The organism is Brevibacillus sp. AG, from assembly GCF_028369215.1.
GTDB classification, from domain to species: Bacteria; Bacillota; Bacilli; order Brevibacillales; family Brevibacillaceae; genus Brevibacillus; species Brevibacillus porteri.
In genome coordinates this window covers 430,232-456,035 of the sequence record NZ_JAQMYO010000006.1, presented here as the reverse complement: position 1 = coordinate 456,035, position 25,804 = coordinate 430,232, and the positions used below count along the sequence as shown (strand labels likewise).

General features: G+C 49.3%; 25 protein-coding genes. 1 reads left to right on the top strand and 24 read right to left on the bottom strand.

Annotation, left to right across the window (positions count from 1 at the left end; genetic code table 11):
• Positions 1-5: 5 nt before the first annotated feature.
• From POF51_RS18510 to POF51_RS18445, 14 genes are all read right to left on the bottom strand, one after another.
• Positions 6-440 carry a response regulator transcription factor gene (locus POF51_RS18510; RefSeq protein WP_035291780.1) on the bottom strand — a complete coding sequence of 145 codons (435 nt, stop codon included), beginning with the start codon at positions 438-440 and terminating at the stop codon, positions 6-8.
• Entirely contained in the window at positions 437-2,536 is a 2,100-nt protein-coding gene (locus POF51_RS18505) for an ATP-binding protein (RefSeq protein ID WP_069848386.1), read from the bottom strand. Before POF51_RS18505 ends, POF51_RS18510 begins: the two co-directional genes overlap by 4 nt.
• Positions 2,537-3,119: 583 nt before the next feature.
• Positions 3,120-3,593 carry an MgtC/SapB family protein gene (locus POF51_RS18500; protein ID WP_069848388.1) on the bottom strand — a complete coding sequence of 158 codons (474 nt, stop codon included), beginning with the start codon at positions 3,591-3,593 and terminating at the stop codon, positions 3,120-3,122.
• Positions 3,594-3,666: 73 nt separating this feature from the next.
• Complete coding sequence (locus POF51_RS18495; RefSeq protein ID WP_069848391.1) at positions 3,667-5,355, bottom strand: DUF4127 family protein; 1,689 nt, start codon at positions 5,353-5,355, stop codon at positions 3,667-3,669.
• Between the two features lie 30 nt (positions 5,356-5,385).
• Complete coding sequence (locus POF51_RS18490) at positions 5,386-6,729, bottom strand: FAD-dependent oxidoreductase (RefSeq protein ID WP_271755868.1); 1,344 nt, start codon at positions 6,727-6,729, stop codon at positions 5,386-5,388.
• Between the two features lie 43 nt (positions 6,730-6,772).
• On the bottom strand, positions 6,773-7,630 hold the full coding sequence (locus POF51_RS18485) for a carbohydrate ABC transporter permease (protein ID WP_271755867.1): 858 nt from the start codon (positions 7,628-7,630) through the stop codon (positions 6,773-6,775).
• A complete protein-coding gene (locus tag POF51_RS18480) occupies positions 7,620-8,558 on the bottom strand; it encodes a carbohydrate ABC transporter permease (protein ID WP_017251190.1) in 939 nt (312 codons plus the stop codon). The genes POF51_RS18485 and POF51_RS18480 overlap by 11 nt, the downstream gene beginning before the upstream one ends.
• A gap of 11 nt (positions 8,559-8,569) precedes the next feature.
• A complete protein-coding gene (locus tag POF51_RS18475) occupies positions 8,570-9,256 on the bottom strand; it encodes a hypothetical protein (protein WP_017251191.1) in 687 nt (228 codons plus the stop codon).
• A gap of 54 nt (positions 9,257-9,310) precedes the next feature.
• Entirely contained in the window at positions 9,311-10,603 is a 1,293-nt protein-coding gene (locus tag POF51_RS18470; protein WP_069848397.1) for an ABC transporter substrate-binding protein, read from the bottom strand.
• Between the two features lie 91 nt (positions 10,604-10,694).
• Positions 10,695-11,453 (bottom strand): response regulator transcription factor, encoded by a 759-nt coding sequence (locus POF51_RS18465; RefSeq protein ID WP_069848399.1) that lies wholly within the window; start codon positions 11,451-11,453, stop codon positions 10,695-10,697.
• Positions 11,425-13,281 (bottom strand): sensor histidine kinase, encoded by a 1,857-nt coding sequence (locus POF51_RS18460; RefSeq protein WP_069848402.1) that lies wholly within the window; start codon positions 13,279-13,281, stop codon positions 11,425-11,427. The genes POF51_RS18465 and POF51_RS18460 overlap by 29 nt, the downstream gene beginning before the upstream one ends.
• Positions 13,282-13,363: 82 nt before the next feature.
• The gene (locus tag POF51_RS18455; protein WP_069848404.1) at positions 13,364-13,750 is read right to left on the bottom strand and encodes a hypothetical protein; all 387 of its coding nucleotides are present in this window, start codon (positions 13,748-13,750) and stop codon (positions 13,364-13,366) included.
• Positions 13,751-13,829: 79 nt separating this feature from the next.
• Positions 13,830-14,342 carry a GNAT family N-acetyltransferase gene (locus POF51_RS18450; protein WP_069848406.1) on the bottom strand — a complete coding sequence of 171 codons (513 nt, stop codon included), beginning with the start codon at positions 14,340-14,342 and terminating at the stop codon, positions 13,830-13,832.
• 30 nt (positions 14,343-14,372) lie between these two features.
• Positions 14,373-14,765 (bottom strand): hypothetical protein, encoded by a 393-nt coding sequence (locus POF51_RS18445; RefSeq protein ID WP_017251197.1) that lies wholly within the window; start codon positions 14,763-14,765, stop codon positions 14,373-14,375.
• A gap of 185 nt (positions 14,766-14,950) precedes the next feature.
• Here POF51_RS18445 and POF51_RS18440 point away from each other — a divergent pair, with 185 nt between their 5' ends.
• Positions 14,951-15,919 carry an MraY family glycosyltransferase gene (locus tag POF51_RS18440; protein WP_017251198.1) on the top strand — a complete coding sequence of 323 codons (969 nt, stop codon included), beginning with the start codon at positions 14,951-14,953 and terminating at the stop codon, positions 15,917-15,919.
• Between the two features lie 63 nt (positions 15,920-15,982).
• Here POF51_RS18440 and POF51_RS18435 read toward each other — a convergent pair whose 3' ends face one another.
• The 10 genes from POF51_RS18435 to opp4C form a co-directional block, all read right to left on the bottom strand.
• Complete coding sequence (locus POF51_RS18435) at positions 15,983-16,846, bottom strand: GNAT family N-acetyltransferase (protein WP_271755864.1); 864 nt, start codon at positions 16,844-16,846, stop codon at positions 15,983-15,985.
• A gap of 25 nt (positions 16,847-16,871) precedes the next feature.
• Positions 16,872-17,591: a 3'-5' exonuclease gene (locus POF51_RS18430; RefSeq protein WP_017251200.1), complete on the bottom strand. Its 720-nt coding sequence runs from the start codon at positions 17,589-17,591 to the stop codon at positions 16,872-16,874.
• Between the two features lie 133 nt (positions 17,592-17,724).
• On the bottom strand, positions 17,725-19,140 hold the full coding sequence (locus POF51_RS18425; protein WP_083261656.1) for a serine hydrolase: 1,416 nt from the start codon (positions 19,138-19,140) through the stop codon (positions 17,725-17,727).
• Between the two features lie 5 nt (positions 19,141-19,145).
• A complete protein-coding gene (locus POF51_RS18420; protein ID WP_069848417.1) occupies positions 19,146-20,036 on the bottom strand; it encodes a serine hydrolase in 891 nt (296 codons plus the stop codon).
• 71 nt (positions 20,037-20,107) lie between these two features.
• The gene (locus POF51_RS18415) at positions 20,108-21,751 is read right to left on the bottom strand and encodes a peptide ABC transporter substrate-binding protein (RefSeq protein WP_069848420.1); all 1,644 of its coding nucleotides are present in this window, start codon (positions 21,749-21,751) and stop codon (positions 20,108-20,110) included.
• 222 nt (positions 21,752-21,973) lie between these two features.
• Complete coding sequence (locus tag POF51_RS18410; protein ID WP_007729617.1) at positions 21,974-22,255, bottom strand: DUF2325 domain-containing protein; 282 nt, start codon at positions 22,253-22,255, stop codon at positions 21,974-21,976.
• A gap of 36 nt (positions 22,256-22,291) precedes the next feature.
• Positions 22,292-22,486 (bottom strand): YezD family protein, encoded by a 195-nt coding sequence (locus POF51_RS18405; RefSeq protein ID WP_069848422.1) that lies wholly within the window; start codon positions 22,484-22,486, stop codon positions 22,292-22,294.
• A 333-nt stretch (positions 22,487-22,819) separates the two neighbouring features.
• Positions 22,820-23,785: an ABC transporter ATP-binding protein gene (locus POF51_RS18400; RefSeq protein WP_271755861.1), complete on the bottom strand. Its 966-nt coding sequence runs from the start codon at positions 23,783-23,785 to the stop codon at positions 22,820-22,822.
• Complete coding sequence (locus POF51_RS18395) at positions 23,775-24,761, bottom strand: ABC transporter ATP-binding protein (protein ID WP_069848426.1); 987 nt, start codon at positions 24,759-24,761, stop codon at positions 23,775-23,777. Before POF51_RS18395 ends, POF51_RS18400 begins: the two co-directional genes overlap by 11 nt.
• A gap of 105 nt (positions 24,762-24,866) precedes the next feature.
• Positions 24,867-25,793 (bottom strand): oligopeptide ABC transporter permease, encoded by a 927-nt coding sequence (opp4C, locus tag POF51_RS18390; protein ID WP_069848428.1) that lies wholly within the window; start codon positions 25,791-25,793, stop codon positions 24,867-24,869.
• Positions 25,794-25,804: the final 11 nt, after the last annotated feature.

The following is a 25,804-nucleotide window of genomic DNA, read 5'->3' as shown; positions in this document are numbered from 1 at the left end:
AGCTCTCATTTGGTCAAGGTCTCTATCAGTCCTTTTGGAGACAACAAAGCTTTGCTGTTTTCTCCCTGTATGCTCCTCCTGCGCAAGTGCGCCTTCACCCGTGAAATCAACAGATTGGGATCAAAGGGCTTGGTCACATAATCATCACCACCAAGATCCAGGCCAGCAATCATATCCTCCGTGTCATTTTTGCAGCTCAAAAACAAGACAGGCACATGAATTCCACTCTGCCTCCATGTCTGACAAAGTTCTAGGCCCGATCCATCCGGCAACAAAATATCAAGGAGGACCATATCCAGCTGTTCACTCAGCATCATGGCCTGCGCTTGCCTCGTATCTTCTGCCTCTCGCACCTGAAAACCACTAGCCTGCAAATAGAGCCTGACCAATTCGCGAATGTTCTCATCATCTTCTACCAACAGGATTACCTCGTTGCTCATCTCACCTTCTCTCCTCCCTCTTCGCTCTCATCCTTCCAGCGGACTGGCAGCGAAAACCAGAAGAGGCTTCCCTCTCCCGCTTTACTCTGTACGCCGATTTTCCCGTGATGATTTTCGATAATTTCTTTGGAGATGGCCAGACCTAGCCCCACTCCTGCCGTCCGCAGCTTTCTAGATTCACTCCCCCGATAAAATCGATCAAACACAAAAGGAAGCGCCTCCGCCTGTATCCCTGCTCCTGTATCTATTATCTTGATCGTTGCCTCGCCTGTCCCATCCAGAGCCAGCTCCCACTCCACCTGTAGCTTGATGACCCCGCCCGGTGGCGTATACGCTCGTGCATTTACAAGCAAATTACTCATGACCTGCTCCAGGCGAATCGGATCAGCCACCAGCAAAAGCTTGCACTCCGTATCTGGCTCCTCCTGTGCTTCCCACACAAATTGCAGCTGTTTCTCCTGCATATCGAGTAAATGCTTCTCGTACAAGCCACGGAAAAATCCAACCAGTGACAATGGCTGAAAATGAAAGCGAAGCTGCCGCGACTCCATCTTGGACAACTCAAACAAATCCGTGATGATTCGATGCAAATAGATTGTTTTTTCATAGATGATCCCCAAGTATTTCGGATCGTTCGGCTTGACCACACCGTCAAGCATCGCCTTGATGAACCCTTGAATCGAGGTTAGCGGCGTCCCCAGTTCATGCGAAATATTGGAGAGCAGCATGCGCCGTGACTCCTCCATCCTTTGCAGCTCCTCATTCTTGTCAGCGAGTGCCTGTGTCCGTTGCCGTACTTTTTGCTCCAACCATTCATTGGTCTGCGCAAGCTCTTCGGAAAGTTGCTCGACATGGGCAAAAGAACGGGCGAATACCATGGACAAATTCATCATTTGGGTGAGTAAAAAAACGAGCAAGCCGAACGGAATGGCATTTTCAAACGGAGACAGATGTGCGTAAAACAACACTTCATTGACAACTGCGGTAAAAAATACGAGGAGACCGATTCCATTTAAGACAGCGCCTGTCTGTTTTTGAACGATGGCCCGTCCATAAACGAATAGCATGTAGCCATAGTTAAGCAACAAATACGCTTCTCCTACATAAATCCATTCTGTATAGATTCTAGCAGGGGTAAAAAGCACGAAGAGAATAAAGAGAAGCCCTGTCCAGACGCAGGCTCTCAGAATGAAACGATTGAATAATGCCCGATACTGCGAATGGACAAAACAAGCGAGCATGATCAGCGTGAGAAGAGAAGACATGTACTCCAGCTTGACCACCATCTCCCATGGGATCTGCGGAAACAAGCTAACAGCCATCGTCTCTCCCAAAAATAATATGCGGACAGCGATCGCAATGCTGACTCCACAAAAATAGAGAGTCGAACTCTCTCTTTTGCGTGTCATATACAAGCCGAAATGATAGATGCCCATGACTAACAAGGATGCCGCAATCATGCCACTGTAGATAATGTTGGCTTCACGCTTCCGCATGATTTGCTCAGCATGCCCCAACTCAATAGCTTCCCACAGGCCGCCTTTTCGCTGGACAAAATTAGAGACGTGAATAACGAGCTCCACTTGCGGTTGATCTGGTTGAAACACGACGACCTTGGGATAATTTTTCGGGGTCATACTCCCTAAATTCTCACCGACTAGACCGTTTTCGGCCATAACCTTGCCGTTTATCCACAGTTTGTAGGCCGTTGCGACGCTGGGCATATAGAGCGCGAAGGGTCTTTCTGACTTTTGCTCATCCAGCTGAATGAGCAGTCGATACGTAGCGTATCCCTGATTGGATATATCCGTTCGATCACCGGCCCCCTGCTTCCAAGATGAAGGTACTTGCATGTACTCTCGTACGGAAGTATCGGGTTCAAAAGTACCTGGGGGGAGGAGCTTCCGCCAGTAAAAACTCCATTCCCCATCCAGCCAAATCGTGTCGCCGTCTTCCCAATCCACGCCCCGCAAATCCAGCACGCCTTGTTTGGCTTGGGGTGGTTGTTCTACGGCATTAGCGAATGGCGTCACGGCAAGCATCCCGATCACCATGATAACGACAAGATTGCATAGACTTACAAACCACTTGCTCATGGAGGCACTCATCCTATTTGAAATATTCTAACGTTAGCATATTATGGAATCGAATTAATCAAAACCCCTAAGTTGTTGTTCTCCTAACTGTTGTGATCGGGAGAAGCCCTGCCACATGTTTTCCAGTCGCCTGTATCCTCTCTTCGTTCGGGCGGTCTCCTTCCAAACATGTGACAGTGCTTTCGTACAGCTGTGGATGACTTCGTGCTACTACGGCATTTTGTAAGTTATTTCAAAGAAGTTTTGGAGAGCATAGGACTGCATTCATCTCCTAAGATTTGCTTTCAAACAATAATGAGAAGCCGCGTAGAAGAAGCGAATTTCCAGTCCAAGCGCCTCTGGAGCCCGACCTAGCTTCGGAATAAATGGCGGGGAATTTCAGCTTCACTTATGGAATCCTTCCTCGAAACTTCTACGTTTGAAGCGCTCCCGCCATTTATTCCGGAGCGGACAGTGATACCCCTTGCGGGGCGTAGGCCGAAGCGCAGACTGGAAATTCGCTTCTTCCCCCACAACAGCTCCTGCTAAATGCAAAAGCAAAAAGCGATGCTAAGGCACTTACCCTGCACCGCTTCTCCATGATTCACTTTCCTAACCGCTTATGCTGGACATCCTCCACACGCTGACTGATTCGCGCAAGTACAAAGGCGACGATAACCGAGAATATCACAATGCCGTAAAATCCGGCTCCGATCCCTATGCCAATCCCACCAGCGAAAAAGATCATGGCTGCGGAGGTCAGTCCTTTTACTTTCAAGCCGTCCTTCAAGATGACGCCTGCTCCCAAAAAACCAAGACCTGTGACAATCTGTGCCGCCAAGCGCATCGGGTCCATCATCGTTCCGTTGCCAGGCGCGCTGTATAGCTTTGTGCTGTAAATAGAAACGAGTGTGATGAGCGTGCAGGCTACGGACACATACATGTACGTTTTCAGCCCGGCAGGCTTGTTTCTGTGCGAGCGATCCCATCCGATGAACAAACCGAGAATCGCGCTCACCACTACCCGCACATACATTTCCAAGTCATACTGCACATACACCCATTGTAGAGTCTCCATCCTCGTCACCTTCTTATAGCGATAGAGACATGATATGTGCAGATTCGAAAAATAGACCGTCTTCTTCTACATCTTACTTCCTTTCAATCTTCACTTCTGGCCCGACAAAGACTTCAAACAACCGCTCCCAAGGAAGCTTAATCACTATATCCGTTACTTCGACGATTTCGCCTTCAAACGTATTCTTGCCTCTCTTTCCGATAACCAGCGATTGATTGGCAAAATAGTTTTCGTACCATTCTTCCGCATGTGGCGTCAGTTCATCCCTCACAAAATCATTGACTTCGTCGTAGTCATCGCCGAGATTCCACTCATTTCCCTTTAACTCTTTTACGAGGTTACGTGCTTCTGCCATCACTTCATTTCGGTAATGATGGTCATTTACAAACGATGACAAGAGCAGATTGATATGAGTTTCTGCCGCATCCACCGTTAAGGGCACTCCGAACTGATTTCCTTTTTCCAAAAAGGCTGATCGTTGCAACGCCTGTCCCAACGCGCTTCCCATGTTATTTCCCGCCGTTCCCCATGCCGTGTAGGCGAAAAGTTCCGGCAGCTTTACTTCTTCTTGTAGTCGCTCGATCAGCTCAGGATCAGCTTTGTTTGTAATCGTAACGTCTGTAATTGCGACCTGCTTTCCTTCTTCCAGAAGATCATTGATTTCTTCGACGAACTCATCCAGATCATCGCGTCTCTCTGCGTTGCTCTGTCCTTTTTTCTTCGGTGAATTAATCATTAATACGATATCTGCATCGTCTTCATCCCGAACGAGCTTGCCTCCTGCTGCGATGATATGCTTCTCAACATTTACATCAAAGGTCGTGTCTTCAAACGGCGCCGTCCACTCACTGCCATCTATACCTGAATATTCGACTGCTACTTTTGGATGAATGCGCATTTCGTTCAAGGAGAATCGGCTCAACAAGACGGTTCCTACTTCGTCCGCTCCAGGGAAAATCGCTACACGATCTTCTACATCCAGCTCCTTTGCTTTTTTGACCAAGGTCTCCCGCTCTGCCCGGTGAAGACCATGGGGAGCAGCGTCATCCTGAGCCAGCACTAAATAATCAATGGTTCCATCTTCCACCCAGTCGATCAACAAGGAGTTAATCTTGTGGTTCCGCTCGCGGGCGTTTAAGTAATCTTCCAGCACAGACTCGGGAATCTCCCTTTCCAACTGATCGAGTCGATCCTTTTTTTCTGTCATGCCGAGGTTGTGCACTTCATCGTATAAAATGGCCCATTCTCTGATTTGCTCATAGTACTTCAATGTTTCGGGATCAGTCGCCGTCACCGCCAAGCGTTGAATCGTATCGAAGACGTAGATCGGCTTTTTGGAATTTTTGTCTCTCAGTCTTTTAATGGCTTCGATATTCGATAGGGCATCTTCATAGGACTGTTGATCGGTACGGGACGCAACTAGTCCGCCATATGCCAGCATGCTGACAGAGATGACTGAGCCGTCTACTTTGCTTGCTTGTTTAATCAGCCAATCGCCAATTTCTTCCCCATCGCCCGGAGTCATAAAGTGACCGAGCATGTCTTCATCCGGCATAATCGTCTCCACCCCGCCTGCCCGTGCTGACATTTGAGGAAAATACGTATTGACCGGACGATCATCAAGGGGAACAAGAGCGACTTTGGCAATTGGCTTTGGCGACGCTTTTTTCGCTGCAATTGTACTCGTCTGCGTAAATGGAACCATGCCTGTTACTAGTGCTGCCATAGCCACTGTTGAAATGACAACGCGCAACTTTTTCATAGATCCAATCTCCTTTCAAAATGAAAAGGTTTAATCGAGGACGGCATTCGCTAGACGCAATTGTTCCTGTAATTTCGCCACGTGAATCAAACGCGGAATGGTCTTGTCGTGAAATGCAATGGCCGCTGCTGTACCTGCTGCTTGCCCTGTAGCCATACAGCTCGGGGTAAGTCTGGTCGTAGCCAGCGCCTCATGTGTCGTGGAGATACAACGCCCCGCCGCAAGCAGGTTGTCAATGGATTGAGGGATCAGGCATCGATACGGAATGTCATAAGCGCCCTCTCCTTCAATATCTGCTGCCACTACTCCTTTGCCAGAAGGATCGTGAATGTCAACCGGATAGCCGCTTCGTGCGATGACATCCGGAAAACGTCTACCCGTTACCACGTCTTCGATCGTCAAGCTGTACTCTCCGACGATTCTGCGTGTCTCGCGGATTCCAATTTGCGTTCCGACTGCGGAGATGGATGCTTTCGCGAAGCCCGGGACTCTGCTTTTTAAAAATTCAGACATAAATAACACTTGACGTCTTCCCTCTTCCTCCGCTTCCGTCAAGTCCTCGACATCTGTTCCATCCAGTCCCTGCACACGCGTGCAATTGATCAGAACTTCATCACTCTCGGGCCCTGTGAAAAACAGAACTTGATCCCGATTAATCGGAACACCTGACATCTTCCAATCCGTATAAAAGCCTTGGACACCCGTCAGTGGAATGGACGGTAGCTGTGCAAAGGGCGTCTTGTGATAAAACTCCTCCGGATGATCAAGCATGTACTGCTTCACCTGCTCCAGATCGACGCCGCGCATGCGAAACTTCATCGTCATCGGCTGTGTCAGACCATCTGCATCTCGCCCTTTGCTCGTCGACGCCCCCGATAAATGAGCGATATCTGCATCGCCTGTCGCATCGACGAACACCTTGGCCTTGATCTCATACTTGCCCGATTTGCTAGTGAGTGTAACAGAAGTAATCTCTGTCCCCTCTACCTTCACCTGATCGACAAAGCTGTGGACAAACAGCTTGACGCCCGCTTCCTTGAGCATTTCCACCGCGACCAGCTTGTAAATTTCCGGATGATACGGCGTGACTGTGCTCACGAATCCCACCGTATCCTGCAAATGTCCAGGCGATCCCCCCTTTTCTTGCAAGCGGTCGACGATTTCCTGTGCAATTCCTTTGATGACTTGCTCGCCTTTCTCCGTATGAAACGTCATCCACGGATAAACGAGCGCAATCGTCGACATCCCTCCGAGAAAGCCGTAACGCTCGATCAGGATCGTCTTGGCTCCCAATCGTCCGCTGGCGAGAGCGGCACTGATTCCTGCCGGTCCCCCGCCTACCACGACTACATCTGCTTCCACTACTCGATCCATCTGCACTCACTCCTTGTTGAACTTCTTTTAATCCTTTCATCTTTTAATCTTTTAGGCCCGTCATCGATACACCCTCGATAAACTGCTTTTGGGCGAAAAAGAACACGATCAAAAGCGGCAAGGTCGCCATGACGGACGCACTCATCAGATGATGCCAAGCTGTCCCTACTTCGTCAGTAAACAAGGACAAAGCGAGCGGCAGCGTCATTAGCTCTCTGTCGTTGATGAAAATGAGCGGATCGTAAAACTCGTTCCAGCTCGTCAAAAACGTAAAAATCGTCAGCGTCGCGATGGCTGGCTTCGCCAGTGGCAGCATGATGCTCCAGTAAATCCGCCAACGCGAGCAGCCATCAATCATCGCCGCCTCCTCCAGTTCTTTCGGAATCCCAAGGAAAAACTGGCGCATGACGAACACACCAAAAATTCCGCCTGCTCCAAAAATGGGAAGCACAATCAGCGGCACATGCGTGTTGATAAACCCAAGCATGCGCATGAACAAAAACATCGGAATCGACGTCACTTCATGTGGGATCATCATCGTCGACAACAGCACCAGAAAGACGATATTGCGTCCGCGAAACGGAATTCGGGCAAACGCATAGCCCGCAATCGAGGCAAATAATACCGTTCCAACTGTGACCAGAATCGCAATGTACAGGCTGTTCCAATAGAACAGATGAAACGGCGTATTCGCCAAAACCTCCGTGTAGTTCTCCAAGCGGATTAATGAAGGGATAAATTCTGGCGGAAAGACGAATATTTTGGCCGGCTCTTTTAACGATGTAGAAAGCATCCACAAAAAAGGCACCAGCATCAGTAGGGAGATCGCTCCTAACGCCACATAGTGACCGCCAATCCCCACTAACTTGCCCGCTTGTAATCCGTGGCGATTACTCTTCATGGAACACCCACCTTTTTCTAAACTGCCACTGCAAGAGCGTAAAGACTAAAATGATAAAGAAGAGCACAAAGGCAAGTGCAGACGCATAGCCGAATTCAAAGTTTTTGAAGGCACGCTCCCATATGTAATAGACGAGCACCTTTGTACTGTTATCCGGCCCCCCCTGGGTCATGACGTAAATCTGCCCAAACACCTTGAGCGAGCCGATAATCGTCAACAACGTGGTTAAAAAAACCGTCGGACTAATCATCGGGATCGTAATCTGAAACAATTGACGCGTCCGACTGGCCCCATCAATTCGCGCCGCCTCGTATAAGTGAACAGGCACCTGCTGTAAGGCAGCGATGAACAGAACCATGTTCAGGCCCACATTTTTCAGGACACTCGTCACGATCACCACCGGCATCGCCAGCTTTGGATTGTAAAGCCATGAGGGGCCTGTAATCCCGAACATCTGCAAGATTTGATTGATAAACCCCGTGTCTGTCGCAAACAAATACTTCCACACAATCGCCCAGACAATCAGCGATGTCATGACTGGCACAAAAATGGCCGTGCGGAAAATCCCGATCCCCGGCAGCTTGCGCACGAGCAGTAAGGCCAACCCCAACGCCAATACGATGTTCAGGGGGACGAGACCAGCCGAGAACGCAAATGTATTGCCCACGACTGTCCAAAATTCGGTATCCTGAAAGATCGCTTGGTAATTTTCCAAACCAATAAATTCGGCTTCCCCTAGTAACGGCCAATCCGTAAAGCTCATGTACAGCGCGAGCAAAAGCGGGCCTAGCAACAGCACCACAAACCCGATGACCATCGGGCTTATAAACAGCCATCCTGTCAGATTCGCTTCCCGGCTGAAGGATCTTTTCCTTGTGCCACTTGTTCTCTTGTCAGGAGAGAGCGGGACATTCAAATTGCTCTCCATACGATCCCTCCTCAGTTGTCAATCGCATTCCGCAATGCATGGATGGAACGGCGCATTTCATCCTCGGTCCTCCCGATCGCCATCGCTCCAGCTAACAAGACACGAACTCCCGTTTCTCGCAGAGCTTCCATATCTTCCGCCACAATTTTTCGCTGTGTCGGAACGATGATGGGGATGCCCGCCTTCTCTACGATGTACCGATAGGTGAGCAGGTCGGCAAATGTAAGCCTCGTGCCATACTCACTCCCCGGAATAATCGATGCCTCCAATGCGGTCATGGGAAAATGCTTCACGGCTTCCAATCGGGACAAATCAAACTGATCATCGATGGCAAACGTACTCGCCACCCCTTCGTTTTTCAAAAGGGACGCTGGCAAATGATGACCATAGATGGAAAGGAAATCGATTCCCAGCGAATCGAACTGTTTGATTTCCTCGGGATTGAGCTCCTCCATTGACCCACCCGGAACAATGCCAATCGGCCCTGCGAACTGGCTGCGTATCGTTTGGAGAAAGTCCGTATATTCAGCCAGAGGACCAAACCGGTTGCCACTGGCACGATGGTACACATTGATGTGCATCTTCAAACCATCTGCGCCTTCCTCCATTGCAGCTCTGGCTAAGGTCTCGTCGTTTTGCGGGAGACTGACCATGAGCAGAAACGGCTTCTCTTCCAGTGCCTGTCGAAAACGATTCATCGTAACCTCCTTCTCAAGTCACAACGGCCTGTATCCCAGACCGTTGTGATGAGCTTACTTTTTCATGATCGGATTGACTTTCTCTTCCAGCGACTTCACGATATCCGCAGGCTGTGCCGTTTGACCGAATAATTGATCAAAACCAGCCAGTATCGTCGTGTCGATTTTTTGCCAGTCCACATGGCCTGGTTGCAGATGTGCCTTAGGCATTTCATCGATAACCGCCTGCTTGATGTGTGCAGGGTCTGGGTTGCCTGGAACATTCAAAAACGGATCGGAATTCAGCACAGACAAGCGCGGCGGTACAAAGTAAGTCGAGGTCTCTTGGACACCCTGCTCACTCGCGAGGAACTTGAGGAATAGCTTAGTCTCCTCCAAATGCTTTGTTCCTTTGAAAATCGAATACCCTGCCTGACCGAGCATCGGTGCCGAGCCTTTTGAACCCGCTGGCATAGGAGCAATGTCCCACTTGAAGTCCTTGATCGTTCGCGCCTTCGAAACGTAGCTGTACACATCAAAGAACATGCCAATTTTGCCTGATTCAAAGCTGACCTGCTCACCCGCCTTCGGATGCGACCCATCTGTAAACATCATCCGTTGGAGCATGCTGAGTGTCTCCACCCCGTATTGGTCATTCCATGTAAACTGATTCATTTCTTTGTTGAACGGGCCGCTGCCATTTGACCATGAATAGGAAGACAGGATGATCCACGTTTTCCAATCGCGGAAGAAGTTGGCCCCATAGATTTTGCTCGCCCCAGTTCCGCTCGAGATCGCCTGCGCCGACTTTTCAAATTCCTCCCACGTCCATTTTCCTTCTTTCGCTAGGTCGTTGGGCGATTTCAAGCCTGCCTTGTCAAACAAGTCCTTGTTGTAAAACATGACGGTAGGCGGGGTAGAAAACGGCAGTCCGTACAATTTGTCGTCTTTTTGGAACAGCTCAAGCGTCGACGGAATAAAGTCGTCCAGCTTAAAAGCAGCGTCGTTCTTTACATCCGAAACATCTTCCAATATCCCATTCTCCATAAACTGCGGCACCATTCGCTCAGACACCCAACCGATGTCAGGCAGCTCCTGACCAGCAGCCAGCACCGTCACCTTTTGCTGGTAATCGGGGAATGGCACAGATTCCAGCTTCACTTTGATGGTCGGGTTTTGTTGCGTAAATTTTTCAGAGAGCTTCGTATACAGGTCCAGGTGGGCTTGGTTGCCCCATGTCAAAAACGTAAGCTCGACTGCTTCTTTCTTGCCTGTTGCGGAGTCACCGGGAGTCGTCGCGGTGTTGCTGCACCCAAATGTAAACGCTGTCAAAGCAGTAGACAATGCCAACAGGATTGCCTTTTTCATGGCGTACCTCCTTATCTGTTTTCCCTGTCACCAGTATAAAATTGAGTGAATAGTAAGATAAATCACGCGGAATTTAGATTTGGTATGAGATTTAAAGATCTTTACTCCCTACGAGATCTCGATAGCTCCCGGGTGTCATCCCGACTTCCTTTTTAAATACCAGCATGAAATGTTTCGCGCTCTGATACCCTACTAAGCGGGCGATATTATACACCTTCAGGCTCGTCTCGTGTAACAGCTGCTTGGCGCGGTTCATCCTCACCTGTGTGATGTAGTCAGAGACATTTTCCCCCGTCTCGATCTTGAACAATTGACTCAAATAGATCGGATTCAAATGAACAGACTCCGCCAGCGTCTGGAGTCTCAGATCACCGTCCAAATGATCGTGAATAAATGCTTTTACCTTACGAATGATTTGTCTTTCTTCTCGATGGCTGCCGTCGACGCCGTTTTCTTCTTCCCTGACTTTCTTTTTGCGATCCAACACTTGCCTGATTTTTGCAAGCGTGCTCACCAGCTCTAATCGATCAATGGGCTTCAAGAGATAGTCGGAGACTTTGTACTTCAACGCTTTCTGTGCGTAGTGAAAATCACCATAGCCACTAATAATCACAATGGGCAGCTCCTCGTACATCTCCCGAATTTTCCCGATCAGCGCCAAGCCGTCGACTTCCCGCATGCGGATATCCGTCACAATCAAATCAGGCATTTCCGTACGCAAATAATGCAGGGCATCCTTTCCATTTTCCGCCTCTGCCATGACGGCAAAACCGGACGTTCCTTTTTCAATTAACATTTTCAAGCCTTCCCGAATCATTCGTTCATCTTCCACCAGCAATACTTTGTACATGGCGTGATTCTCCCTTCTGAAAATCGAGCGGAATCTTCATCGTAATTTCCGTGCCTTGATCCGGTCTGCTCACAATCGTCAGCCCGTACTCATCCCCGAACAATAAGGTCAGCCGCTGGGAAATGTTTCGCAATGCTGTCCCATTGTGTCCGTTTCCTGTCACCTCATGCTGCTGCATAGGCGTACGCAGACTTGCGAGCAGACGACTTAATGATTGCTCAGACATTCCCTTGCCATTGTCCCTCACGCTGATTTGCATTACACCCTCCTGACAAAGCGCCGTGAGCCATATCGTCCCTCCCTGTTCTTGATGCTCAATCCCGTGTGCAATTGCATTTTCAAGCAATGGCTGTAGTAGTAGCTTCGGGATACGCTGATCCGACAGGCTCTCTTCCACGTCCATATACACCCGAAGGCGATCTCCCAAACGAATCTTTTGGATACGGACGTAGGATTGTAACGATACGAGTTCTTGCGCCAGCGTAACGTGTCCATCCTCTCGAGCGACCGTATAGCGCATGAGTTTTCCGAGCGAAGAAACCATGTCGGACACATCGTAATTACCTGAGCGGATCGCCATCATATTGATCGATTCGAGTGTGTTGTAAATAAAATGCGGATTGATCTGGCTCTGCAAGGCCGCCAGCTCCGCCTCCCGCTCACGCAAGCTGCTGAGATAGACCTCATTGACAAGGCGGTTGATTTCCTCGACCATCTGATTAAATTGCTCGCTCAGCTTCCCAATCTCGTCTTGGGAATCGACAGGAACTCGTTCATGGAAGTTCCCTCGCTTTACTTGCAGCATTTTTTCTTTCAATTGAACGAGCGGCTTGCTGAGCGAATAGGAAAAATAAATCGCGAGTCCGCCAGCGACGAGTAAAAACATCGCCGCAATCAGCATCGTAAAACTGCGCAAGCTATTGGATTCTGCGAGCAGGACGTCGAGCGGAATCAGACTAATCACTACAAGCCCCGTCTCTCTCGATTGATGATCCACAAAGAGATATTGCTGTCCCTGAATCATTATCTGATTCGCATCCCCGCGATTGATCCCGTCAGTTTCTTGCAGCAAAGTACGATAACCGGGTGAGCCTTCGCTATCTCTCTTTTCATAAAACAGCTCGTTTCCCTCATTGACGATGATCAAGCTCCCATCCTTGGTAAAAGGCATATCGGACAAGATTTGATCAAACATGGCCATTTTCATATCGATTTTAATGATTCCGAGCGGTACTTTCGTATACGGCTCCCGCAATAACCGAGCCACTGACACATAGCGCTCACCAGAGGCATCCAAATAATAGCCGGGCCGATGCTGTGGAATAATGACGGCTGCCCCCTGTTCCTTGATTACGCGCGAATACCATCCCTCTTCTGCCAAATCTCCCTTGCTCTTCATGACGGAAGGGTCCAGATTGGAAAAAATCATGCCATTCCCCGCGATGATTTGAATGCCCTTTACTTCTGGTCGGCTATAGGAAAGACTGGATATATACAGCGTCATCTTCTCCCTTTTTTCCATGGAGAGAAAAGAAGTAGCTGACGTATTTGTCTGAATTTCTTTTAAAATGGACAGGACTTCTGGATCGTAGAGCGGCATGAGTGATAAACGCTTCATCTCCCGTATATTGCGCTCCAGGTTGCGATTGATCTGACCCACAATCTGCCCTGTGTATTCAGCCGTCCTCCATTCCGTTGAAGCCGAAAACTTGTTGTACGTGATGATTCCTTGCAAACTTAGCGGGATTGCGATCAAGCAGAGAAAAAGCGTGAGAATCTTTGCCCGCAGTGTTCCTTGCAAAAAAAGCGTCGAGACTTTCCTTTTCATGATGGCCCCTTTCCACTTGTTCGAATAATCAGTATTTTATCCATCAAAAAATCCGCCAGGTAAAATCCTGACGGTCTATTCCTCAGTCTATTTCGATGCCCATGTAGAGACAGTCGTAGAATGTATCCTCAATCATAAAATCTCTCGTCAACGTACCAAATTCCTTGAAGCCTATCCCAAATTCACCTACATGCTGCGTCCGCGATCGGATCCCCCCTCGAAAAGTCAGGTTCCCCACAATTCTCCCGTCCACCTCTGCCATTAAAAACAGTTGATTATGAGTTTCTAGACATCTTTTGATGTTTTCTTTTTGCTCATCAGGGGTGACTGTCCATTCTTGCTGTCCAAATGACAAATTATCCGACTCTCCTGATACGCGATGTACGAATGCAATAAAGGCTTCTGCGTCAGTGATTTTTCCTAAACGGATGATAACCTCTTGGCCAGACCTAAGCTTGGATACCTTCATGAGAACCTCCCCAGCTTTTTTCATACTATTAAAACAAAAAAACGGACGCCTGTTAACCGTCCGCTTGTAGCTTGTACGACTATTCCAATGTTTTAAAGTAAAGGACGGTATCATGCAAGCTACCATCAGCCGCTCGGGCAAACCCCGGAATCCGTCCTGCTTCTTGATAGCCCATCGACTGATACAACTGGTTGGAAGGGTCTCCCGCTCGTGTATCCAAAACGAGGAGGCTGCGGTTTTCAGCAAGGGCCCTTGCCTCTGCCAGCAGCATTAGTCCACGCCCAATCCCTTGACGCTGCGCAGTAGGATGAACCATCAGCTTGGCGATTTCTGCTCGATGCAATCCATTTGCACGGCTCACCAGATGCAACTGGATGGTTCCGACGATGACATCTTCCTGTATAGCTACCCAAATTTTCATGTGTTCATGGGACACCGAATTCCAATAGGCACGTGCTTCTTCCAGCTGCATAGGCGGTAAAAACCCAAGGGAAGCCCCATCCTCCACGACATCGATCAGCAATTGGGACAGCTGACGCAGTTCTTCCTCTGAAAACTCGGTTCCTTCCCGATAACAAAGCGCTGACTTCATAAGAGCCCCTCCGAATCTAACATCTCTTTATCAAGGTCGATATCCGTACATACTGAAAACAAACAGCAAGCATAGATAGATAATCGCTGCGGGTACAATGGTAAGGGCAATGAAAAACCGTTTCTTCACACTGTTGGCATTTCGAAACAACCAAAAGTATATGAACAGCAGGATGAGGAGAAATGGAACAAAATAAAAACCGAGTATGAATCCCACCCAATCCGAGTTGGTTTCCCAGAACTGCTCCGGCACGGGCACCCGATGATATTCACTATATATCTGTTCTTTACGTGAGACAAATAAGTAAGATAGCACGAGGTAGTAACCGAATATAACGAATTTCAGCCAAGGCCTGATCTGCTTCGCGGCGAGTGTTATGGAAAAAATGATTCCTAGGATAAACCATAATGCCATGTATTCCATGTGGATCCCTCCTACGAAGGATTATAGGGATCGGATCTACTGGAGATAAGTACCAACTTTTTTTGGTACCTCATCCTCACGTGATTACAAGAGTCGACAAAATTTGGAATCCTTCCTATAATAGACTTGTCAAACAACACAGTATGCGAGTATCTTTGCAATAGAAAGCTCACTACCTGTAGGAGATGGTTACGATAACGTACGCTCTTTCGTTTTTCCTGTCGTTTTGTATCGTTATGGTGCTGATTCCGCCTCTGGCTAAATTGGCATTTCGCCTTGATTTTGTGGACAAGCCACGTAAAGACGTGGAAAGAAAGATTCACCGGGAGCCTATCCCATTGACAGCCAGCTACGCTATTTTTGTCGGCTTTGCTGCATCGTTTTTGCTCTTCTCGAAAGAATCGACTGGGCAAACGATTGCTGTTCTAACAGGCTCACTACTGCTGCTTATTATCGGTACCATTGATGACTGGTACAAGACGCAAGGCAAGGATTTTTCCGCCTTACCAAAGCTGATCGTCCAAGTATCGGCCGCCGTGATTGTCTACTTGTCGGGTATTACTTTTTCCGGCTTTTACAATCCATTGAGTGGCGAATACATATTGCTTCCGGAATGGTTGCAATTCATCCTGACCATTCTGTGGATTTTCGGAGTAACGACGGTCATCAATTTTTCGGATGGCATGGATGGCTTGGCTGGAGGGCTTTCTGCGATTTCCGCAGGCACGCTCTTCGTGGTTGCCTTGGTAAAAGGACAAAGCACATCTGCGATCATGGCGATCAGTCTGATCGGTGTTGCCTTGGCTTATCTGCGGTACAACAAGCCGCCGGCCAAAATTTTCATGGGAGATGCAGGCGCGACCTTCCTCGGCTTTATCTTGGCGGTTATCGCGTTGGATGGTGCCTTTAAGCAGGCAACGGTTCTCTCCTTGTTCATTCCGATTTTAGCACTCGGTGTGCCGATTTTTGACAATCTGTTTGTAGTGACCAAACGCTTCCTACAAGGAAAGCCGATCTATCAAGCAGATGCCAGTCAAGTTCATTATCGCCTGCTGCGTTCTGGACTCAATCCAAAACAGGTCGTCACCTTCCTGTGCTTGATCAGTGTTTGCTTTAGTCTGACGTCCATTATCCTGCTCCTGCTCGGAGTATAGGTTATCGGTCACATGAAAAATGCCGCTTGGGTCTAATCCCTGCGGCATTTTTTTATGAGTGGATTACGCAAAGTCTCTCTTCGCTGTCGTGGTCGTCTGAAACGTCTGAAAGCCTGTCCGTTCGTACAATGCAATCGCAGGTTCATTGTGGGTACCTGTGACGAGATGCGGCTTCAAACCCTTTTCCAGCGTCCGATTCACAAAAAAACGGACAAGCTCTTTGCCGTAGCCTTTGCCTTGATGCACGGGATCTACGAACACATCGTAGACCTCGCCATGCCCTGTGATGATCAAGGACCCGACGAATACTCCTTCATGCTCGAACAAATAAATGTCCTCTCTCATCTCACCTAGCAGCCAGTTTTTCCATGCGTTCATCGTTTTCTCAGGATAATCCGCCAGACGGTATGGCTGAAGATCAATGCCTTTGCGCACCTCGTAGTAAGCGTCACTCTGCGATTGGATGTACATCTCCATATCGGATTCGATGAACTTTCGTACGTCGAGTGTCGGTTCCGGCCCGATCTCTCCTGTGTATTTCATCAGATGGTGGCCCCAGATAGAAGCAAAACCTCTCTTGGCAAAAAAATCAGCACCCTGCCCGTGTTCTACGCGGTAGGTAGCCATGACGGCCATTGGCTTCTCCTCGTGCTGTTGCAGTTCCAGCCACAGCTTATCGAACAGCCGAGAGCCGATTCCTCGCTTTCGATGATCTGGTCGTGTATAGACGTATATTTCTGCTGTTCCGACTTCGCCAGAGGAGTTCAAATCATATGTGCCGCAGCCCATGATTTGATCGTTTTCCTCCCAGATGTAAACCGTAGCCTTTTCCACGATATCGCCAATCTCTTCTGTCCTCCAAAGCATGCCTTCGCCAATCATCGTGACGATTGTCTCTTTGTCATTGGATTGTGCTTGTCGTATCATCTACGCACTCCTCCGTTCTCTCCCGTTAACTCTGCTGGACGGTTGCTGCTTCTGCGGCTTTTTCCAACTTCTTGCGATGTTGCAAGCAAGCCTCGCATCTCCTGCTTTTTCGCCCGAAAGCCGTGTAATATTTGCTTTTTTTGCAAGATCGGCACGTAATGTACAACGAGCTCGACAAATTGTAGTTCTCTTCTGGCGTGTTTTCTTTCAGGTGCACAGTCTTGTTGTATTTGATGAGCAAATGAGCTGTGTGGATGGCATCGACCAAGGCCGAGTGCAGTCTGCCCTCCTGGATGATTCCTGCCGTGTCGATCGCTTCTTTCAGGCTCATCTGTTTGCGATCAGCCAAAAGCATGCTAATCGGCGGCTGGATGTCGTTGTAATTCCGCATCCAGTTGAAGTCCAAACCAAATCGCGCACAATGCTCGATCATCAAACGCTTGTCGTCTTGCCCCCAAGTGCACAGGTAGTATTCAGAATCGTTGCCAATCCACTCCATAAATTCTGCGAATGCCCGGCGAAACGGGATAAAGGTTGGCATATTCTCTTTATCGAGACCGATGAACTTACGCGTCCTCTCTGTGATTCGGCGCTCAATGGCTGGAAAGGTGTAGCGCTGAAATGTGTCGACCTCCACGCCATTTTTTCCGGGCACGACTTTTGCCGCTCCGATCTCAATAATTTCCGGGATCTTGTCTCTCTGATACGTTAGTGTCGTTTCAAGGTCAAAAACAATGATCTGCAAGCGTAATCACATCCTGTATGTATTGTCTCTATTATGGCTTGGATCGGGCATAGAAAGCAAAACAAAGACAAAAGCGGCTGCCTGATTGGCAACCGCTTTTTTTAAATTCTTTTGTTTCCCCTTTTCACTTGGCTTATTTTGTGGATTCCCTCGTCAACTGACGCAATCCGTAGCTCATCCTATCTATTTGCCCGTCTTCATCCCGGAAAAACTCAATCCAAGGGATGGAATCTCTTTTTTGGAAAACGAAGCTGTCTTTTTGTACGGGTATCAGTGGATACGAGAGACCATCCACCTCCAAGAATAGCTTGCCTTCGCTTTTGGCTATCGATGCGCTTACCCATTCCTGCGAAGAGTAGCGACCTTCGTACAGTGACAATTGCTCATCAGCGACCTCGTATGGATCATAGGCATAGACCGGAGCGCCAGCCGGCCTTGCAAAAAAACTGTTCAAAAAGCCGAGAACCAACTCTCGGACACTCACTCCATCGAGATTGACCAGAATCACGCCCGTAATCCCTTGATCCGGAACCGAGAAAATGTGCGAGCTGATTCCCTTCAGCGATCCGCCATGCTCTACCAGCAAGCCATCTGGAAAGGCAGGCGAGACCATCAGACCATAGCCGTATGAGCGGTGCCCGTCCACACGAGCCAAGGGAGTGAGCATCTGCCTGACGCTATCCGCAGACAGAATAGGTGTCGGTTTTCCCGCTGCTCCCTGACGAAAGACTTCCAAATAGGCGAGCAGATCGTTCACCGTGGATTTGAGGAACCCTGCCGCTCGCATTGCTGGGGCATCGTGCCAGATGGGTGCTGCAATGATTTGGTTTTCGTCATCGACTTTTTTGTTGGTATACAAAATCGTGACGTCATCCTTGTCAGCCAATTCATCCACGGAGAAAACGGTTCTGTCCATACCCAATGGCTGCAAAATATGCGTCGCAACGTAGTTTTCATACGTCTGGTTGCTGACCCGTTCAATGATCGCCCCCAAAAGCCCATACGCATCGTTGTTGTAGCTAAAGGCACCTCCTGGCTCTGAGAGCGGCTTCCCTTCGAACCCAGCAATGGCTTTCGTGACTTCTTCGTACGTATCCAAGTAAGGCACGGTCTTCAGTTCTTCCTCTGCTTTGGTTCCAATGACAGCAGGATCATTCTCCATGCTCCGCCTCATTGCGCCGTCTAAGTAAGGCATCGGCGCTATTCCAGGCGTATGTGTCATGAAGTGATGAATCGTCATTCGTGCTGTCAGCTCGTGGTCGCCCGCCCGAAACTCAGGCAAATATTTTACGACCGGATCGTGGACAGACAGCTTGCCTCCCTCCTGCAACTGCATGATCGCAACGCAGGTAAACGATTTGGTGATGGATGCGATGCCAAAAACGGTGTCGAGGGAAAGTGGCAGTTGCTGTTCTCTGTCACGAAAACCGAATGTCCCCTCGTACAAAAGCTCACCATCACGTGCAACAGCAATAGCTGCGCCCGGAGCCTTTGCCTCGTCCAGCAGCTGCTGTGCATACGTGTGGAACTGTTCTTTCCATGCCGGCATTTTCATCAACTCCCCATCGTTTGCTCATAAATCGCTTTTGCAACACGAGCGATAGTAAGCTCTGCCGCTTCTTTGTCAGTCACACCGCGTGATAGTGCCGTGATCGCAATCATCCCTTTTCCTTCTGGCAAATAGATGATGCCAGCATCATTGACGACTGCATTGACGGTTCCTGTCTTATGCGCGACCTTTGTTCCTTCTGGCAGCAAGTACGGCAGACGGCTGTTGTAATGCTGACGTCGCATGATGTCTAGCATCTGCTCGCAGGAGGACTCCGTGAGAATTTCTTTTCGCGCAATCATAATAAGCAGGCGGTTTAGCTCGGCTGGTGTCGCTACGTTATTATCAGGGGTAGGCATGGATACATCGTGGATCAATTCGTAATTGCCTGACTCTTCCCGGCGCATGAACTCATCGAACCCTGCCTGCGAAGGTGTAGGTTCGTTCATACCCACGCAGTGGTTGAGGAGCTCCCAGCAATTATGCGTCAAATGAATCTGCGAAAGACCCAGCTCATGCATGTGCTCATTCACCTTGTCGATGCCGCCGATCAACTCGATGATTTGGTCCGTCGCATAGTTATCACTGACAATCGTCATCAGTGTCGCTAAGTCTTTTACCGTTAAGGCCGCTCCGGCATCCAGCTCTTGCAAAATGCCTGACCCCGGTACGCGATCCTCCCATTTCAGTGTCACACGCTGGTCGAGGCGGATTCGTCCTGCTTCCACCTCGCGCATCAAGGTGACCATAATCGGAATTTTGAATGCACTCGCCAGTTGAAACAACTCTTCATCCAGATGCCCTGCTGACTCTCCTGTTTCCAGATGAACAGCTGCGATTCCAAAAATACCGGGCGCTTCCTTCAGCACGTTTTCTACTGCTTGCTGCCATGTCATGAAAATTCCTCCCCCATCGCTCGCGAAACGGCCCACACATGGATTTTTATGTCGGCCACTTCTTTTCAGCGCTATTGTTCTTTGTATCCCCACTTGAAGTCGATGTAGCCCAACGGATCTACAGTGATGCCTTTTACCTTTTCATTTTGTACCCATGAATTGACGCTGGAGTACACACCCGTGACCGGCATTTCTTCCATCAAGATGCTCTCCGCTTCGACCAGATACTGATTGCGCTTGGCCTCATCTGGTTCGGCGTACGCCTTTTTCACCAGCTCTACGTATTTCTCGCTAAACCAGAAGGTCGAGTTATTGGAGCTGTACTTCTCCATCATCAGCTCCAGGAAGTTGACGGAGTCGTTGTAATCTCCCGTCCAGCCTGTTCGGGAAATCATGTACTTCCCTTGCTCCTGATCGTCAAACATGACCTTCAATTCTTTGTTGATCAGCTTGACGTCCACACCGAGGGCTTGTTTCCATTGAGCCTGCAATGCTTCGGCAATCTTCTTGTTGAGGTCGGAGGTATTGTAAAGATAAGTGATTTCGGGCAGCTTGGCGATGCCCATCTCCTTCATTCCTTCTGCCAATAACTGTTTCGCCGTCTCCACGTCGTTATCCTTGAAATACCCATCCGGCTTCAAGGAGGCGGAAAGTGGGACAAAGCCCATCAAGGGAGTCTGTCCGGCCTGGCCGATGTTTTCTGCGATGTCACTGCGGTTGATCGCATAGGCAAACGCTTTGCGGATTTTGCTATTCGTAAATGGCGGCTTCTCTGTTTGGAACAAGAGATAGTAGTTGGTGGCACGTTTCATGGTTTGCAGCTTGCCTTCGTCGCGTAACGGTCCAATGGCATCCGCAGGCAGACCGCTAATCGGGCCGCCAGCCCAATCCAGCTCGCCGCTATTGAACAGCTCCAGCTCGGTATTCGTATCCTCTATCATGGAAAACTCGACTTCGTTGAACTTCACGACGTCTTTGTCCCAATAGTGCTCGTTTTTGGCCAGCTCAATCTTGTTTTTATGCTCCCAATTCACCAGCTTGAACGGCCCATTGGTCACGATGGACTCGGGCTTTTTCGCCCAATCGGGATTGGCTTCTACCACCTTTTGATTGACCGGATAGTAGAAGGTCGCAAGTGTCAGGAAGTAAGGAGTAGGGTTTTCCAAGGTGACTTGCAGTTTCTTGTCATCGACGACCTTGATGCCGACATCCTCCGCTTTCGCCTTTCCTTCGTAAAAGGCGCGGGCATTTTTGATCGGATAATATTTGTAGGCGGAGCCGCTGGCTGTCTTCGGGTTGAGCACGCGCATCCAGCCGAAGGCGAAGTCTTGAGCCGTAACCGGGTCGCCATTGCTCCACTTGCTGTCGCGCAAAGTAAAGGTGTACACCTTTTTGTCCTCAGATACTTGAATGTCGGATGCAACGGAATGGACTGGCTTGCCATCCTTGTCCAATCGAACGAGCCCGTCGTACAGCGAACGGATGAAGGCGCCGGAAATGACATCGTTGGACATGCCTGAATCAAGTGTTTCAGGCTCGGCTGCATTCATGTGCAAGATCTGCTCTGCCGCAGGATTCGCAGTTGCCTGCTGTGCTGGTGCTGGTTGCTGCTGGTTGTCTGGTGCGGTTTGAGTCGGCGTATTGCCACTGCTACAGCCTGCAAATAGCCCCGTAAGCAAAACGAAGAGACTTGTTAGGACAACTGGTCTGTTCATGCTGTACCCCCTTGTTTGAGTCGGATAACCGATTATTGAATAAATATTCTGCAAATTTTATGCCATTCGTGTTTTCGGTTGTCCTTTTGTTGGTTTTATTCAGTGCTGAATACTTTTACCCGAGTCGGTCCGACAAGTTTCTACCAGTAGTCTCTGTCACGCAAAAAAGAAGTATTCATCCTTGAATACTTCTATTCATTCGCGCATATGGGGCTGTCCTCTCTAGCTTATCGCTGGTTCATACATGGCTACCGCATCACATGACCTTCGACAAAAAACGATCGGGACGTGCTTTTGCTTCGCCAGCTTCTTTATATTTTTACTCAAACTGTGACTCACGAAGTTAATAAAGACAAGAACAAGCTCCGTATCAGAAGGAATCGTCGCCTTCACATCGGATTTTTTGCGACCTGATACGTGATAGACATTCTGAAACCCTTTGTTCTGTAACAAGCTCTCGATTTCTGCTACCCGATCTCCTCCTACCACAAGAACGCCTGCCATAGTCCTTCCTCCTCTCTTTTTTCCACGCTTATTCTTCTATTTTCCGGTGCGCGCTTGCGAAATCTTTGCCTCAGGCTTTTCCGCCGGGAGTCTGTATTTTTCCGTTCGCTCAATCTGAACGACCTGTGAATCGTGAACCACAATATGTATGGAACCGTATTCCAAACCATCCAGTGCGCGCGCGATTTTCTCTAATAAGGGATCGTCTAGGGAAATCTCATCTTTTGCCATGGGGACCACCCTCCTGTTTCGATAAATTAATGTATATTATTCCTACCTATTTACTTTGTTTTGTGATCTGATAATACCTCTTGCTGCCCATAACTGTCAATGTCAAACAGTTTGGGCAGCAAGAGGCTTTTCTCACCTCATTTTCCTTCGATTGCCGAAAGCTCCCTGCGAAACTAGACAGCTTGGTTGTCTTTGTCCTCGCGGGAGCTTTTGGTCGACCGATCAGCTAATCATTTAAAAACCGATACATTTACTATGATATGGAAATATTACCATACGCTTCTGCTATCGGTCAATGCTCCGTGCAGTTCTTCGTTCCCCCAATGATTCCCTTTACACCAAATGACAGGCGACAAATCTGTCGGTGCTAACCTCCCGAAAAGCAGGCACTTCCTGTCGGCAAATGTCTTTCACATACGGGCAGCGCGTATGGAATTTGCACCCTGCTGGAGGATTTGCCGGACTTGGCATGTCTCCCTGCAGGACGATACGTTCGCGCTTTTTCTTTGGGATCGGGAGCGGCACAGAGGAGAGCAATGCTTTGGTGTACGGATGGAGCGGCTCCAAAAACAATTCATCCCGAGGTGCCAGCTCCATCAATGACCCCAAATACATGACGCCGATCCTCGTGCACAGATGCTCCACGACGCTCAAATCATGCGAAATAAATAAGTACGTCAGCTTCCTCTGCTCCTGCAACTCTGCAAACAAATTGATGATTTGGGCTTGGATCGACACATCCAGAGCAGATACTGGCTCATCCGCGACGATAAAATCAGGGTTCATCATAATGGCCCGTGCGATGCCGATCCGTTGACGCTGACCGCCCGAGAACTCATGCGGATACCGATCGACATGATACGGCGCCAATCCACATAAAGCCATGACCTCTAAAACTCTTTCTCTGACCTCCGCTTGTGGGAGCAGCCCGTGATCAAGCAGCGCTTCCCCCAGTGCTTCTCCGATTCGAACGCGTGGATTCAGTGAGCTGTACGGGTCTTGAAAAATATATTGCATCCGTGGGCGCAATGCTCGGAGCTCTTGGCGATTCAACGCGTGCACATCGATACCCTGGAAACGGACTTCTCCCTCTGTCTTTTCCAAAAGGCGCAGGATGGTGCGACCTGTCGTGCTTTTCCCGCTGCCGGATTCACCGACCAGCCCAAACGTCTCCCCTTTTGGGATGGAAAAGCTGACGTCATCCACCGCTTTTACATGGCCGATCGTCCTGCCGAAAAGCCCTCCGGTAATCGGGTAATATTTTTTCAATCGGCGCACTTCCAGTAAATTACTGTCCACGGACGCTCTCCTCCTCATACAGCCAGCACGCGACCTTTCTGCCGTCTCCCCCATCACGCAAAGGCGGCTGCTTCACCCGGCAAATGTCCAAGCACTGATCGCATCGGTCATGAAAATAGCACGATTCACCGAGTGTCGTCGGATTCGGTACTTGACCAGGGATGGAATACAACTTGGCTCTGCGCTGATTCAGTACAGGCTTGGAACGAAGCAAGCCTTGTGTATACGGGTGCTTCGGCTCCTCGAACAGCTCGACGACAGGAGACACCTCTACCACTTTCCCTGCGTACATCACGACCACATGATCGGCCATCTCCGCAACGACCCCCAGATCATGCGTGATAAAAAGAATCGCAGTTTGGGCTTCATCCTTGATTTTGCGCAGCAGATCGAGAATTTGCGCCTGAATCGTCACATCCAAAGCAGTCGTCGGCTCATCAGCGATCAGCAGTCGAGGATTGCAGGATATTGCGATGGCAATCATAATGCGTTGCAGCATGCCCCCGCTCAATTCATGGGGGTACGATTTGGCGATTTCTTTTGCCCGCGGGATTCCGACTAGCTCGATCAGCTCGATGGCTCGTGCTTGGGCTGCTTTTTTACTTAGTCCTTGATGTTCCATGATCGGCTCCATGATCTGCTCACCGATGGTCAGTACGGGATTGAGTGACGACATCGGCTCCTGAAAAATCATGGCCAGCTCGTTACCGCGGAGCTTTCGCATCTCTTCTTTGCTGACTTTTCGCAGATCACGGCCTGCAAACCATATCTCACCCGAAACGATACTGCCTACCGCCTCTGGGATTAGTCTCATCAATGACATGGCTGCCGCGCTTTTGCCGCAGCCCGACTCGCCTACGATGCATACGGTCTCTCCTTCATGGACGCGCAGCTCGAGGGCATCGACTGCTTTGACCACGCCTTGTTCGGACTTGAAGTAGGTGCTTAAATTTTGGATTTCGACTAAAGCATTCATGCTTGGCTCACCTGCCTTTTCTTATAAAAAGTATCTGTAGTGGAGGGGGAGAAGTTTTATCTTGAAAGAAGGTTCAAGAAGTTATAAATCATTCAAGAACACCCCTTAACGCTTCTGCTTCGGGTCCAAAGCATCTCGCAATCCATCCCCCAACAAATTGATCGAAATGACGGTAGCGAAAATAGCAATACCCGGAGGAACCCACAGCCACGGTCTTTTCTGAAAATCGATCAAGGTATTCGCCGCATCCATCATGTTGCCCCATGTCGGCGTTGGCGGAACGACTCCAAGGCCGAAGTACGATAATACGGATTCGCTCAGGATCGCACCGCCGACATTCAAGGTGGCAACTACAATCAAGAGTGGTGTCAGATTGGGCAGCAAATGGAAGAATAGCTTGCGTCTGTCGCGCAGACCGAGTACTTCTGCTGCTTGCATGAATTCACTTTCACGCAAGGTGAGCATCTGGCTGCGGACCATTCGCGCCAAGCCGGGCCAGCCGATTAGGCTCAGCATGACCATGACGATGTAAATGCGGTAGTCGGTCGGGATTTTCCACTCGGAGAGGACTGCGCCCATAATAAACAAGAGCGGCAGACCAGGAATGGTCATGAGCACGTCTGCTACGCGCATGATCACTTGATCGACCCACCCGCGGTAAAAGCCAGCCAGTGCACCAAGAAGGGCGCCAATAGAAACGGAGAGCACCATAGAAGCGATGCCGACTGTCAATGAGATTCGGCCAGCCTGCATCAACCGCGTCAAAATGTCTCTGCCCAAGCTGTCCGTCCCGAGCCAATGGGAGAAGCTTGGCGGCTTGTTGATCATGGCCGTATTAATCTTGCCGGATGCGTACGGAGAAAAAAACGGACCGATGAAACATACCACTGCCATGACGAGTAAAAACACAAGTCCAACCATGGCCAGTCGCTTCTTTTTCAGTCGCAAAAACGCCTCGTGCCACAAGGAGGAACGCAACGCTACCTGCTCCGGTCTCGTCACCTCAGCTACTTCACTTACCGTTGATGCCATGGTTTCCCCTC

Bases quoted from the DNA above. Each gene is read 5' to 3' on its own strand.
- POF51_RS18510 (WP_035291780.1), bottom strand. From the start codon at position 440: ATGAGCAACGAGGTAATCCTGTTGGTAGAAGATGATGAGAACATTCGC.
- POF51_RS18505 (WP_069848386.1), bottom strand. From the start codon at position 2,536: ATGAGCAAGTGGTTTGTAAGTCTATGCAATCTTGTCGTTATCATGGTG.
- POF51_RS18500 (WP_069848388.1), bottom strand. From the start codon at position 3,593: ATGGAGACTCTACAATGGGTGTATGTGCAGTATGACTTGGAAATGTAT.
- POF51_RS18495 (WP_069848391.1), bottom strand. From the start codon at position 5,355: ATGAAAAAGTTGCGCGTTGTCATTTCAACAGTGGCTATGGCAGCACTA.
- POF51_RS18490 (WP_271755868.1), bottom strand. From the start codon at position 6,729: ATGGATCGAGTAGTGGAAGCAGATGTAGTCGTGGTAGGCGGGGGACCG.
- POF51_RS18485 (WP_271755867.1), bottom strand. From the start codon at position 7,630: ATGAAGAGTAATCGCCACGGATTACAAGCGGGCAAGTTAGTGGGGATT.
- POF51_RS18480 (WP_017251190.1), bottom strand. From the start codon at position 8,558: ATGGAGAGCAATTTGAATGTCCCGCTCTCTCCTGACAAGAGAACAAGT.
- POF51_RS18475 (WP_017251191.1), bottom strand. From the start codon at position 9,256: ATGAATCGTTTTCGACAGGCACTGGAAGAGAAGCCGTTTCTGCTCATG.
- POF51_RS18470 (WP_069848397.1), bottom strand. From the start codon at position 10,603: ATGAAAAAGGCAATCCTGTTGGCATTGTCTACTGCTTTGACAGCGTTT.
- POF51_RS18465 (WP_069848399.1), bottom strand. From the start codon at position 11,453: ATGTACAAAGTATTGCTGGTGGAAGATGAACGAATGATTCGGGAAGGC.
- POF51_RS18460 (WP_069848402.1), bottom strand. From the start codon at position 13,281: ATGAAAAGGAAAGTCTCGACGCTTTTTTTGCAAGGAACACTGCGGGCA.
- POF51_RS18455 (WP_069848404.1), bottom strand. From the start codon at position 13,750: ATGAAGGTATCCAAGCTTAGGTCTGGCCAAGAGGTTATCATCCGTTTA.
- POF51_RS18450 (WP_069848406.1), bottom strand. From the start codon at position 14,342: ATGAAGTCAGCGCTTTGTTATCGGGAAGGAACCGAGTTTTCAGAGGAA.
- POF51_RS18445 (WP_017251197.1), bottom strand. From the start codon at position 14,765: ATGGAATACATGGCATTATGGTTTATCCTAGGAATCATTTTTTCCATA.
- POF51_RS18440 (WP_017251198.1), top strand. From the start codon at position 14,951: ATGGTTACGATAACGTACGCTCTTTCGTTTTTCCTGTCGTTTTGTATC.
- POF51_RS18435 (WP_271755864.1), bottom strand. From the start codon at position 16,846: ATGATACGACAAGCACAATCCAATGACAAAGAGACAATCGTCACGATG.
- POF51_RS18425 (WP_083261656.1), bottom strand. From the start codon at position 19,140: ATGCCGGCATGGAAAGAACAGTTCCACACGTATGCACAGCAGCTGCTG.
- POF51_RS18420 (WP_069848417.1), bottom strand. From the start codon at position 20,036: ATGACATGGCAGCAAGCAGTAGAAAACGTGCTGAAGGAAGCGCCCGGT.
- POF51_RS18415 (WP_069848420.1), bottom strand. From the start codon at position 21,751: ATGAACAGACCAGTTGTCCTAACAAGTCTCTTCGTTTTGCTTACGGGG.
- POF51_RS18410 (WP_007729617.1), bottom strand. From the start codon at position 22,255: ATGGCAGGCGTTCTTGTGGTAGGAGGAGATCGGGTAGCAGAAATCGAG.
- POF51_RS18405 (WP_069848422.1), bottom strand. From the start codon at position 22,486: ATGGCAAAAGATGAGATTTCCCTAGACGATCCCTTATTAGAGAAAATC.
- POF51_RS18395 (WP_069848426.1), bottom strand. From the start codon at position 24,761: ATGAATGCTTTAGTCGAAATCCAAAATTTAAGCACCTACTTCAAGTCC.
- opp4C (WP_069848428.1), bottom strand. From the start codon at position 25,793: ATGGCATCAACGGTAAGTGAAGTAGCTGAGGTGACGAGACCGGAGCAG.